General features: G+C 66.3%; 12 protein-coding genes and 1 pseudogene. 11 read left to right on the top strand and 2 right to left on the bottom strand.

Annotated elements, in window-relative coordinates; genetic code table 11:
* The first annotated feature begins 156 nt into the window (after nucleotides 1-156).
* Together ITX31_RS08910 and fmdA are read left to right on the top strand one after the other, a co-directional pair.
* A complete protein-coding gene (locus ITX31_RS08910) occupies nucleotides 157-462 on the top strand; it encodes an FmdB family zinc ribbon protein (protein ID WP_194783036.1) in 306 nt (101 codons plus the stop codon).
* 22 nt (nucleotides 463-484) lie between these two features.
* On the top strand, nucleotides 485-1,741 hold the full coding sequence (gene fmdA / locus ITX31_RS08905) for a formamidase (protein ID WP_194783035.1): 1,257 nt from the start codon (nucleotides 485-487) through the stop codon (nucleotides 1,739-1,741).
* Between the two features lie 54 nt (nucleotides 1,742-1,795).
* On the opposite strand, the gene ITX31_RS08900 is transcribed toward fmdA, so the two are convergent.
* On the bottom strand, nucleotides 1,796-3,775 hold the full coding sequence (locus ITX31_RS08900) for an acyl-CoA dehydrogenase family protein (RefSeq protein ID WP_194783034.1): 1,980 nt from the start codon (nucleotides 3,773-3,775) through the stop codon (nucleotides 1,796-1,798).
* A gap of 185 nt (nucleotides 3,776-3,960) precedes the next feature.
* On the opposite strand from ITX31_RS08900, the gene ITX31_RS08895 reads away from it, so the two are divergent.
* From ITX31_RS08895 to ITX31_RS08860, 9 genes and pseudogenes are all read left to right on the top strand, one after another.
* Nucleotides 3,961-4,611 (top strand): TIGR03085 family metal-binding protein, encoded by a 651-nt coding sequence (locus tag ITX31_RS08895; protein ID WP_194783033.1) that lies wholly within the window; start codon nucleotides 3,961-3,963, stop codon nucleotides 4,609-4,611.
* An 85-nt stretch (nucleotides 4,612-4,696) separates the two neighbouring features.
* Nucleotides 4,697-5,140, top strand: a complete 444-nt coding sequence (locus tag ITX31_RS08890) for a MarR family transcriptional regulator (RefSeq protein ID WP_194783032.1) — start codon at nucleotides 4,697-4,699, stop codon at nucleotides 5,138-5,140.
* Between the two features lie 45 nt (nucleotides 5,141-5,185).
* A complete protein-coding gene (locus ITX31_RS08885; protein WP_194783031.1) occupies nucleotides 5,186-5,530 on the top strand; it encodes a bifunctional 3-phenylpropionate/cinnamic acid dioxygenase ferredoxin subunit in 345 nt (114 codons plus the stop codon).
* Between the two features lie 3 nt (nucleotides 5,531-5,533).
* Nucleotides 5,534-6,360: pseudogene (locus tag ITX31_RS16160) on the top strand (NAD(P)/FAD-dependent oxidoreductase); the annotation flags it as partial.
* Between the two features lie 3 nt (nucleotides 6,361-6,363).
* Nucleotides 6,364-6,756 carry an oxidoreductase C-terminal domain-containing protein gene (locus tag ITX31_RS16155; protein ID WP_416354812.1) on the top strand — a complete coding sequence of 131 codons (393 nt, stop codon included), beginning with the start codon at nucleotides 6,364-6,366 and terminating at the stop codon, nucleotides 6,754-6,756.
* A gap of 105 nt (nucleotides 6,757-6,861) precedes the next feature.
* Nucleotides 6,862-7,908 carry an iron-siderophore ABC transporter substrate-binding protein gene (locus tag ITX31_RS08875; RefSeq protein ID WP_194783030.1) on the top strand — a complete coding sequence of 349 codons (1,047 nt, stop codon included), beginning with the start codon at nucleotides 6,862-6,864 and terminating at the stop codon, nucleotides 7,906-7,908.
* A 105-nt stretch (nucleotides 7,909-8,013) separates the two neighbouring features.
* Complete coding sequence (locus ITX31_RS08870) at nucleotides 8,014-9,228, top strand: mechanosensitive ion channel family protein (protein WP_194783029.1); 1,215 nt, start codon at nucleotides 8,014-8,016, stop codon at nucleotides 9,226-9,228.
* Between the two features lie 119 nt (nucleotides 9,229-9,347).
* Entirely contained in the window at nucleotides 9,348-9,659 is a 312-nt protein-coding gene (locus ITX31_RS08865) for a PRC-barrel domain-containing protein (protein ID WP_194783028.1), read from the top strand.
* A gap of 79 nt (nucleotides 9,660-9,738) precedes the next feature.
* Nucleotides 9,739-10,806, top strand: a complete 1,068-nt coding sequence (locus tag ITX31_RS08860) for a YihY/virulence factor BrkB family protein (RefSeq protein ID WP_194783027.1) — start codon at nucleotides 9,739-9,741, stop codon at nucleotides 10,804-10,806.
* Nucleotides 10,807-10,854: 48 nt separating this feature from the next.
* Here the strand turns inward: ITX31_RS08860 and ITX31_RS08855 are convergent, their stop codons facing one another.
* Nucleotides 10,855-11,817, bottom strand: a complete 963-nt coding sequence (locus tag ITX31_RS08855; RefSeq protein ID WP_194783026.1) for a DUF368 domain-containing protein — start codon at nucleotides 11,815-11,817, stop codon at nucleotides 10,855-10,857.
* Nucleotides 11,818-11,883: the final 66 nt, after the last annotated feature.

Below are 11,883 nucleotides of genomic sequence, written 5' to 3'. Positions count from 1 at the left end.
CCTGCCCCATTGACCTTTATCCAAAGCGCTCATTAGGGTGTGCAGCAATCGCCGGACGGGTTTTCGGTAACTATGCCGGCCGGCGTTTACCGGTTTCCGCGCATTACCCGAAACGGCATCGTGCTGCCGGGAAATGCCCCCGCAGAGAGGTGACTCATGCCCCTATACGCCTACCGGTGCGCGGACTGCGCGGACTTTGAGGTCCAGGCACGCATGGGCAGCGCCCGGGACACGGAACCGTGCCCGGTGTGCGGCAGTGCGGCAGCACGGAAATTCACCGCACCGAACCTGTCACGTGCGTCCTCGAGTGCCTACAAGCTCATCGAGAGCACGGCCCGCAGTGCGTCGGATCCCGCCGTCGTTTCCTCCCCGGGCGGGCGGAACTCCCCGAACGAGCGGAATCAGGCCGGCCCCCGGATCACCCGAAACCCGCTCCACCGGAAGCTTCCCCGCCCCGACTGAAGAATGTCCATAAGGAGGAATAGTGCCAAAAAACCTGTTTCCACTCGATTCAGCCAAAAAATTCGAAGACCAGGAAAAACTGGGGCATAACCGCTGGCACCCGGAGATACCGCCGGTTGCCGGCATCAAACCCGGCGAATCCTTCCGGGTGGACTGCCGGGAATGGTTCGACGGCGCGATCGTCAACGACGATTCCGCCGAGGACATTCTCAACGCTCCGCTGCTGACCGTGCACAAGCTCAGCGGGCCTTTCGCGGTGGAAGGCGCCAAGCCGGGGGATCTGCTGGTAGTGGACATCCTGGACGTGGGCCCGATTCCGCAGGAGGATTCCGGGCCGCTGGCAGGCCAGGGCTGGGGGTACACCGGAATTTTCGCGAAGGAGAACGGCGGAGGCTTCCTCACCGACCAGTTCCCGGACGCCTACAAGGCCATCTGGGACTTCAGCGGCCAGACGGCCACTTCACGCCACGTTCCCGGTGTCTCCTTCACCGGGCTGATCCACCCCGGCCTGATGGGAACAGCGCCGTCCGCCTCGCTGCTGGCAAAATGGAACAAGCGCGAAGGTGACCTTATTGCCACAGACCCGCACCGGGTGCCGCCGCTGGCCCTGCCGCCCGAAGCCGAACATGCAGTTCTCGGCGGACTGCCCCGGGAGAACTGGGGACGCGTGGGCAGCGAGGCAGCACGCACCGCGCCCCCGCGGGAGAACGGCGGGAACCAGGACATCAAGAACCTCTCCAAGGGATCGCGGATCTTCTATCCCGTGTTCGTGGACGGTGCCAACCTCTCCGTGGGGGACCTGCACTTCTCCCAGGGCGACGGGGAAATCACGTTCTGCGGCGCCATAGAAATGGGCGGGTACATCGACCTGCGCGTGGACATCATCAAGGGCGGCATGGACACCTACGGGGTCCATGAGAACGCCATCTTCATGCCCGGCAACGTGGACCCGCAGTTCAGTGAATGGATCGCGTTCTCCGGAACCTCGGTAACCCTCGACGGCGAGCAGCGTTACCTCGACTCCCACCTGTCCTACCAGCGGGCCTGCCTGCACGCGATCGACTACCTGACCAAGTTCGGCTACAGCCCGGAGCAGGCCTACCTGCTGCTGGGCGCCGCCCCGATCGAGGGCAGGCTCTCCGGCGTGGTGGACATCCCCAACTCGTGCTCCACGGTCTACATTCCGACGTCGATCTTCGACTTCGACGTGCGGCCTTCGGCTTCCGGGCCGTTCCAGATCGACCCCGGAATCGGAGCACCGCGGGCCTCAAGCCGCTAAAACGGCTACGCGCCCACGCCTGCCCCGGATATGGATCCGGGGCAGGCGTGCCGGTCAGCGGTATTTACGGTGCAGGTTCTCCTTCGGCTCGCCGTCGGACGCCGTGGGAGATATCCACGGACCGGTTCCCTCCGACTGGTCTAGTACGCCCTCTTCCAGCCAGGTGTACCGGCCGTCCAGGACCTTCTTGGCAAGCCTGTGGTCCTCGGCATCCGAATTGCTCCACAGCTCGCTGAAGAGGGCATCCACACGCACCCTTGACTGGGCGCAGAACGCGTCGGCCAGCTCGTACGCGCCGGCACCTTCGGAGGCGTCACCCCGCCGGATGGTTTCAGCCTTCATGCAGGACGCGGACATGGCAAACAGCTCCGCACCGATGTCCACGATCCGGCCCAGGAACGCCTGGTGGTGCTCCAGCCCGGCCTGCCAGCGGGCCATGCCGTAGAAGGTGGAGCGCGCCAGCTTCCGGGACGCGCGCTCGGCGTAGCGCAGGTGCCTGGCCAGCGGCCCGAACTCAGCGTACGACGTCGGGACGTTGCCGTTTCCCACCGCCAGGGTGGGCAGCCACTTGCCGTAGAAACCGCTGGCCTTCGCTCCGGCCTTCATCTTGCTGGAAAGCGGCGCGTCGGCCACGGCCAGGTCACCGGCGGCCTTCAAATGTGAGTCAACGGCTTCGCGCGCGATGAGCAGGTGCATGATTTCCGTTGAACCTTCGAAGACCCGGTTGATCCTCAGGTCCCGCAGCTGCTGCTCGGCGGCCACCGCCCGTTCCCCGCGTGCGGCCAGGGAAGCGGCGGTTTCGAATCCGCGCCCGCCGCGCACCTGCACCAGTTCATCGGCAATGTTGTACGCCATTTCGCTCGCCCACAGTTTGGCAAGCGCAGCCTCGATCCGGATGTCCTTGGTGCCGGCGTCGGCCATTTCGGCTGAGAGTTCAAAGACGGACTCCAGGGCGAAGGTGGTCGCGGCGATGAACGCCAGTTTCTTTCCCACCGCCTCATGCCGGCCGATCGGGCGGCCCCACTGTTCCCGGGCATTGGACCAGCCCCGGGCGATTTTCAGCGACCATTTGCCGCCCGCGGCGCACATCGCCGGAATTGAAAGCCGCCCCGTATTCAGGGTGGTCAGCGCGATCTTGAGGCCCTGGCCTTCGCGTCCCACCCGGTTGGCCGCGGGAACCCGCACTCCCTGCAGCCGGGTGACGCCGTTTTCAATCCCGCGCAGGCCCATGAAGTTGTTGCGGTTCTCCACGCTGATCCCCGGGGAGTCCATCTCCACGATGAACGCGCTGATCCCGCCCCTGTGGCCGTCGCGCGGCGGAACAGCAGCCATCACCACCACCAGTTCGGCGATCACGCCGTTGGTGGTCCAGAGCTTCACGCCGTCCAGTACGTATTCGCTGCCGTCCTCAGTGGGAACGGCCGTGGTGCGCATGCGGGCCGGGTCGGATCCGACGTCGGGTTCGGTGAGGAGAAAGGCCGTGATTGCCCCGGCGGCGCAGCGCGGCAGGTACTCCCGTCGCTGTTCCTCGCTGCCGAATACCTTCACGGGTTCAGGGACGCCGATCGAGAGGTCGGCCGAGACGAGGGCGCCCAGGCTGGGGTGGACCGTGCCCAGGATCATCAGGGCCCGGCCGTAGTAGAGCAGGGAGAGCCCCAGACCGCCGTACTCCTGCGGAATCTTCAGGCCGAAGACTCCCAGCCCGGCCAGGCCCGCCAGATACTCATCCGGAATCACCCCGGTGCGCTCGATCAGCTGGCCGTCCATGGTGGCGCAGTACTCCGTCAGGTCCGCGAGGAACTTCTCCGAACGGGCTGTTTCGCCGGGGTCCGGTGCCGGATGCGGCCGGATCAGCGAGAGGTTGAAGTCGCCGAGGTAAATTCCCTTGGCGAAGCTGGGCCGCTGTTCGTCGGTGATACGGGACGCCTCTGCTACGTCGCGGGCGTCCTTTTCGCTGACCTTGCGTTCCCGGAGCCGCCGGACCGAATCGTCCTCGCCGGTGTTTTGGGCATCCTGCAGATTAGTGGAACTCATGGTTTTCCCCTGGTTCTGAACTGGTCAGGGCCGCTCCCCAGGCAGCCTCCGCTGGGTGTGCCAGCCATGCTACGCGCTCCTATTTGCCGGTAAAGGGGTAGGCGGATAACCGGTACCGGCCAGTAGGCAATCCATATCTTCGCCGTCCCCGGGGGTGCCGGGGCAGGGCCATGTAGGGTACGGGCATGGCATGGATGGAAACCGAACGCGCGGCCCTGGTCCGCACGCTGCACGGCGCTGACCCGCAGGCGTCCACGCTCTGCGAGGGCTGGAACGTGAGCAGGCTCCTGGCTCACCTGATAGTCCGCGAGGAGCGGCCGTGGGCCATGGCAGGGGATGTGCTGCGGCGGGACAAGCCGGGGCATGAGCACAGCCTGGATCCGCTGGTGGCCCGGGCCGCGACGGACACGGGCTACCGGCAGCTGGTGGACAGGTTCGCCGCCGGTGCGCGGGGCTTCTCGCCGATGCGGTGGGGCGGCGACGCGGTAAACCTCCTGGAGTTCTACGTCCACCACGAAGACATCCGCCGGGGAACCGGCGATGCGGAACCGCGGGAGATGCCGGAGGGGGAGCTGGCCGAACTGCGCCGCCTGCTTCCACTGGCGGCCCGTCTTGGGTACCGGCGAAGCCCCGTGGGAGTGGTGCTGCAGCTTCCCGGCGGGGAACAGGCCACGGTGCGCGGCGGGGAGCCGGCCGTGACCATCACCGGGCCGGTGACCGAGCTGGCACTCCACGCCATGGGAAGGAGCGCAGCCGCCCGGGTGGAAATTTCCGGCGCGCCCGGGTGCGTGGCGCAATTCCAGGCTTTTGCCGGGGCCCGAGACCGCCGAGCTTGACAGGCACCCCCCTGCAGCGGTTTGGATAGTAAGTACACTGAGGAAATTGGAAACCAGCCACAGCTAACTCAGGGGGTACCGCGGTATGCAGAACGAGGGGGATTGGGAAGCGATCCGGCTGCTGTCAACGGCAGCCCGGATGCTGCGCCGGGAGATGGACAACCGGCTCCGGGCCATGGGACTGACCCAGGAGCGGGTCACGGCGCTGAAGGTGCTGCGGGATTTTGGCCCGATGCGCCGGGCGGAACTGGCCCGCAGGCTCCGTGTGACCGCGCAAACACTGGGCACAACCCTGGTAAGCATGCGCTCGCAGGGACTTGTCTACGAGGTGGGCGACGGCGCAGAGGCGCCCAAGCGCGCAGTGCACATTTCCGAGTACGGCCGCGAAGCGCTGGGACAGGCAATCCGCCTGGAAGACCAGAGCCTTACGGCTGAGCTCCGGCCGGCACTGCGCCAGGAACTCATCTCACTCATTTCCGAACTGGAGGGGCAGCGCCAGTACGGGGCCGCAGGGTCCGCCGGTGCATAGCCGCCGGATCAGTTCCGGCCTCCGGCCCGCGGTAACGTGGATGCCATGAGCGAAGGTATCCGTGTAGCTGCAGCAGACGAAATCGACGAGGGTGAAGCCATCACGGTCGATTCCACCACCACCGGGACAGCGGACGACATAGCCGTCTTCCACAGTGACGACGGTGGGTTCTATGCCCTCAACGACACCTGCACCCATGAGGAAGCGTCCCTGGCCGAAGGCTGGATCGAAGACGGTGAGGTTGAATGCCCGGTCCACTCTGCACGCTTCTGCCTCAAGACAGGTGCGGCCCTCTGCCTTCCCGCCACCGTGAACGCCGTGGCCCACCGCGTGGAGGTTGTGGACGGGGACGTGATCCTCTATCCGGGCGTTGCCCCCGCCGGGTCATAGGGGATGTCCGAGCCCCGCTCCGCAGTAATCATCGGGGCCGGTCCGGCAGGGTTCAGTGCCGCCGCTGAACTGCGCCGACGCGGCTTCGCCGGCCGCCTCCAGCTCGTAGACCCAGCTGGGCGGCCCTATGACCGGCCGCCGCTCAGCAAGGCCTACCTCGCCGGTGGTTCCGGTGCGGCCCTGGCCCTGGCCGAGGAGTCCTGGTACAAAACCAACGCCGTGGACGTGGCCGCCGGAACGGCCGTGCAGCTGGATCCGGATTCCGGAACCGCCGTCCTGGCCGGCGGCGAAGAGATCCAGGCCGATGTATTCCTGCTGGCCACGGGGGCACCGCTCGGAGGCTACCGATCCCCGGCGCCGGGCTGCTCCACACCCTGCGGACCCGCTCCGACGCGGACGCCCTCCGTGGACGGCTGGGGGCCGGTAAGCGACTGGTCATCATTGGGGCCGGACTTATCGGAGCCGAAGTCGCGGCCACGGCTGCCGCGGCCGGTACCGCCGTCGTGCTCATTGATCCGGTTCCCGTGCCGCTCGTGCCCGCCATGGGTCCGGAAGCCGCCGCCTACCTGCATTCACTTCACGCCCGGAACGGGGTCGAAAGCCTCACCGCGCTGCCCGTGGATGTAGTGCCCGACGGCGGCGGGCTGGCCGTGCTGCTGGAAGACGGTTCCGCAGTGGCCGCGGACACCGTGCTGGCCGCCGTGGGAATGGTTCCGGACACGGCGCTGGCAGAGGCCGCAGGCCTGGAAGTCGCAGACGGCATAGTGGTTGACTCCTGCGGCCGTACCAGCCATCCCCGCGTCTACGCAGCGGGCGACGCCGTCCGCAGGCGCGTGGGGGCAGCGCTGGAGCGGCGCAGCGAACACTGGGATGCGGCCGTCCGGTCCGGACAGGCAGCCGCGGCCGGAATCCTGGGACAGGAACCGCAGGAAGCGGCCGTGCCATGGTTCTGGACCGACCGCTACGGCATCCATGCCGAGGCAGTGGGCTCACTGTCCGGTGCAGGATCCAGCGTGGAGCGCGGAGAACCGGGCCCGGGGTACATGGTGTTCCGCATCTCTCCGGATGGAACGCTGGCCGGGGCGGCCGGAATTGATTCCGGGAACTCGATCCGTGCCGCACGCCGGCTGATCGCGCTTGGCAGGCCTGTAGACGCGGGATCACTGGCTGATGTCGACGTTGACCTGCGGCGCCTGCTGCGTCTCCGCCCCCAGTGTGACGATTAGGGCACATCTGTTTTGCGTATTTCACGGATGAATAGGTTAGCCTTACCTTGCCGGACCAAAGAGGCCGGCATCCCCGTCCACACTGCACTATCAAGGAGCCCACAAATGGCCCTGTCCCGCATGCGCAGCCTTGCGGCCGTCGCAGCCGTTGCCGCGCTGTCCCTTTCCGCCTGCTCCACCGGGTCCTCATCGGATTCGGGCAGCGGAAGCTCTGCCGGCTCCAGCGACCAGTTCCCCGTCACCATCGAGCACGCGTTCGGCGAAACCACCATCGACTCGGCTCCGGAGCGCGTCGCCACTGTTTCCTGGGTGAACACCGACACGGCACTGGCCCTGGGCGTAGTACCCGTCGGCATGCCGGAGTACGAGTGGGGCGGCAACGAGAACGGAACCACCCCATGGATTGACGACGCGCTCGAAGAGCTCGGTGCGCCCATCGGATCCGAGAACGCCCCGGTTCAGTACTCCGAGACTGACGGCATCAACTTCGATGCGATCGCTGCCACCACCCCCGACGTGATCCTCGCCGCCTACTCAGGTATTACCGAAGAGGAATATGACAAGCTCAGCGCCATCGCACCGGTGGTCGCCTACCCGGAGACCCCGTACTACACCTCCTGGCAGGACTCCGCGGAGATGATCGGCGAAGCCCTGGGCAAGAGCGACGAAGCAGCCAAGCTGGTTGAAGAGACCGAGCAGGCCATCGCGGACAAGGCGGCCGAGTATCCCGAGCTCGCCGGAACAAGCTTCATTTACGGCAACCTGGACACCACCGCCGGTGCAGACCAGATCTCCATCTACACCTCCGGTGACAACCGCCCCAAGTTCCTGAAGGAACTGGGCATGGTCCAGGCGCCGGTCGTGGACGAGAATGCGCCCTCAGACGCGTTCTACCTGACCTGGTCTCCGGAACGCGCCAATGAGCTCGAAGCGGACCTCTTCGTCAGCTGGGTAGCGGACGACGCCGCCAAGGACGCCATTGCCTCCGATCCGCTGCTGAGCCAGATTCCGGCCGTCAAGAACGGCGGACTGGTTACCGACTCCGACAACACCCTGACGCTCTCCGTTTCAGCCGCCAACGTGCTGAGCATCCCCTACGCACTGGACAACTTCGTTCCGATGCTGGGCGAGGCTGCCGCTCAGGTCAAGTAACACATCCCGTGCCGAGTACCCCTCCGGTTTTATCCGGAGGGGCACTTTTGCGTCCGGGATCACAGGATTGGACAGGACCCCCGGGAGGTTTGCCATGATCGGCCCATGCAGGAATTTCTTGACGCCCTGGACCCGCTGCGGCCTTTGATCGCTGTTCTTATTGCTGTTGCGGCCGCATTGGTCGCCGCCCGGGTGGTGCACGGATCCGCCGCCCGGATCTTCCGCAAGGTCCCGCATATCCGTGAAGTCACCGTCCTGGGACGGAACCCGCTGCGGCTGGTGCTCGCGCTGATCGGCACGCGGATAGCGCTGGGAGCGACGGCCCGCGGGCAGTCCTGGTACGGCACCCTGGACTATGTTCTGGTCATTGGACTGATTGCCGCGATCGGCTGGCTCGCCGTCGTCGCGCTGCTGATCATTGAGGCAGTCATCCTGACCAGATACAGCACGGACACCAAGGACAACCGCCGGCTGCGTCGCCTGAAGACACAGGTCATCCTGGGCCGCCGGGTCGCCGTCGCGCTGGTCATCACCGTGGCGGTAGCCTGCGTCCTGCTGACCATCGAGGAAGTCCGCGCCCTGGGAGCCGGGCTCCTAGCCTCTGCCGGCCTGCTCTCGATCGTGGCCGGCCTTGCCGTCCAGAGCACGCTGGGGAACGTTTTCGCCGGGCTGCAGCTGGCCTTCACGGATGCCATCCGCGTGGACGATGTGGTTGTGGTGGAGGGGCAGTGGGGAACCATCGAAGAAATCACCATGACCTACGTGGTGGTGCACATCTGGGACGACCGGCGGCTGATCCTTCCTTCCACGTACTTCACCTCCACCCCCTTCGAGAACTGGACCCGCAAGCAGTCTGCCATCCTGGGTACCGTCGAGCTGGACCTGGACTGGGAGTCCCCGGTGGCGGCCATGCGCGATGAGCTCAAGCGCATCCTGGCCGGCACGGACCTCTGGGACGGGCGCACCGGCGTCCTGCAGATCACCGACGCCATCCAGGGCCTCATTCGTGTCCGCATCCTCGTTTCAGCCCCCGACTCCGGCACCCTGTTCGACCTGCGCTGCCTGGTCCGGGAGTCCATGGTGTCCTTCCTGCAGGACGAGCACCCGGCGGCCCTGCCGCGCCAGCGCTTCGAACAGCTGCGCCAGCCTGCGGTGGATGCGGTGCCCCCGCGGCTGCAGCCGCAGCGCCGCGGCGCAGATGAGGACGCCAGCACGTCGCAGCTGTTCACCGGCAGCATCGACGCCGTGGAACGCAACCGCAGTTTCGCCGGCCCCGGCCGCGACGCCTGGGAAGACCGCGATGAGCACGCCGGCCGATGAGCACGCCGGCCGCCGGGTGTTGACAACCCGGGGGGCCTAAGGGCTGGAATGATACCCACGGTGCAGCCGCCCGAATGCGGACAGGCTGCGCAAAGCATCCGGACAAGGAGCCAGCGGCCATGGTTGACCAGTATGTGATCCACGAATTGCAGGGTTCGAATGTCTGGGCGAAGGACGGCGAGCGGCTGGGCCTGGTGGGCAACGTCCACCTGGACCGGGCTACCGGCCAGCCGGCCTGGGTTACGGTGGCGCTGGGGCTGTTTGAGGGCCGGCAGTATTTCGTGCCGCTGCAGGGTTCCCGCCGGGACGACGATGACCTGTACGTAGACTATTCGCGCAAGGCGATCGAGGATTCACCGGACATGGACCACGACGGCGCGCTCACCCCGGAGGAGGAAGCGCAGCTGGAGGATTACTACAAGGCCTGGTGAGGCCGGCGGGCCTGCTTGGACATAAGCCTGCTTAGCAATACGATGGGTACCCCGGACTCGAGCATGCCAGGAGGGGCCCATGGCTCAGCAGGAAAAATCTGACCAGTCGGGCGAAGGCTCGCTCGGAACGGCGTCGAAGCCGGACACTCCGGCGGAAGTCACCAAGCCAAGCTGGATGTACATCTTCAAGAAGACGGGGCGGGAGTTCTCCAAGGACCAGTGCACGGACCTGGCCGCATCCCTCACCTATTACACGGTGCTGGCGCTCTTCCCGGCACTGCTTGCACTGGTTTCCATCCTCGGCCTGGTTGGACAGGCGGAAACCACCACCAGCACCTTGATGGATTACGTTCGCTCGTTCGCCCCGGCAGACGCCGTGGACGTGCTCGAAGGTCCCATCGACCAGCTCACCTCTTCCAGTGCAGCAGGGCTGGCGCTCTTTGTAGGCCTCGCCGGCGCGCTGTGGTCCGCTTCCGGATACACCGGTGCCTTCGGCCGTGCCATGAACCGGATCTACGAAGTCGAGGAAGGCCGGCCCATCTGGAAGCTGCGTCCCGTGCAGCTGCTGGTCACCCTGATCATGATCCTCCTCGTGGCGTGCCTGCTGATCATGCTCGTTGTGAGCGGCCCGATCGCAGAGAGCATCGGCAACTGGATTGGCATGGGCAGTCAGGCGCTGATGGTGTGGAACATTGCCAAGTGGCCGGTGATGGTGCTGTTTGCCGTCATCCTGATTGCAGTCCTGTACTACGCCACCCCCAATGTGCAGCAGCCCAAGTTCCGCTGGATGAGCATGGGCGCCTTCCTCGCGCTGGTGGTCATGGCCGTGGCCACGCTCGGCTTCGCCTTCTACGTAGGCAACTTCGGCAGCTACAACGCCACATACGGTGCAATCGGCGGCGTCATCGTGCTGCTGCTGTGGCTGTGGCTGGTGAATATCTCCCTGCTCTTCGGTGCGGAGTTCGACGCGGAGGTAGAACGCGGCAGGGAACTGCAGGCCGGAATCCAGGCCGAACACTCGATCCAGCTGCCTCCGCGGGACACCCGCCAGATCGAAAAGCGGGCGGAGCAGGAAGAGAAGGATATCCAGCAGGGCCGGGAGCTGCGCCAGCAGCACGCCGGCAAGGACTACGACGACGATCTGTAGCCCGGGTAGACGGTCCGCGCGGGCGGGCCGGAAACCAGGTCCGGGGTGCTACGCGGGAAGGGTCCTGGCCTCAGCACGGCTCTGGGCGAACCACAGCAGCAGGACCACCGCGGCACCCGCGAGCGCGGCAGCGAGCGGCACGAGCCAGGCATCATCCGGCGGCAGCAGGGCACTGTTTTCCTGCCACGGCCACAGTGCGCGCAAGGAACCCAGGATCAGGCCGGTCGCCACCAGCAGGACTGCCCGGCGGCGGATCCGCAGCAAATAGCCCAGCAGCCGGACAAACGACCCGAGGCCGACTACTGCGCCGGCTATGAAGAACGCGAGATACCCGAGGTCCCGGTTGCTGACGGCTTCGAGGGTTGGCTCGTACATGCCGAAGGTCAGCAGCAGGAAGGACCCGGAAAGGCCGGGGAGGGCAAGGGCGCAGACGGCAATGGCCCCGCTGAGCACCAGCACCCACCATGAATGGTCCTGGATCTGCAGGGCCGGAATGCCCAGCAGCGCGAATGCGGCCGCGGCTGTCACCAGCACCACTGCCGGGCCGGCGAGCCTGGCTGCAGCCGTCGCCGGGACGGCGGGCGCCGCATCGCGGGCCATGCTGATCGGAACAACCAAGCTGGCAGCCACCATGCCAAAAAACAGTGCGCTGGCGATCTCCGGCTGGCCCTCCACAAATGAATGAAGCGGTCCGGACAGGAAGATCAGGGCCAGGAACATTCCGGCAGCGAGGGGGAGCAGCAGGCTCCACTCGACACCGGAAACCTTGCGGACGGCGCCTGCCCGGTCGCGCCGGAAGACCAAGTGGAGCGCGCCGCTGATGAAGTGGTTCGCCGATGCAATCAGCCGGTCGAAAACGCCGAGGACCAGTGCCACGGTGCCGCCGGAGACTCCGGGGACAAGTTCCACCAGGCCCATGAGGGCTCCGCGGCCGGCATGGGCAACACCGGAGCGGACGGGCCGTGCGGGCTTGGACGGCGGGTGCTGCGGCGAGGGCTGTGATGAAACCATTTTGTCCACGCTACTAGACGGCCCGGCGGCACAGGGAACTCCCGGCCCGCCGCAGCGGGGCCGGGA

Source organism: Arthrobacter gandavensis, from assembly GCF_015355785.1.
In the GTDB taxonomy this organism is placed as follows: domain Bacteria; phylum Actinomycetota; class Actinomycetes; order Actinomycetales; family Micrococcaceae; genus Arthrobacter_B; species Arthrobacter_B gandavensis_A.
This window is presented reverse-complemented; position numbering and strand designations above follow the sequence as displayed.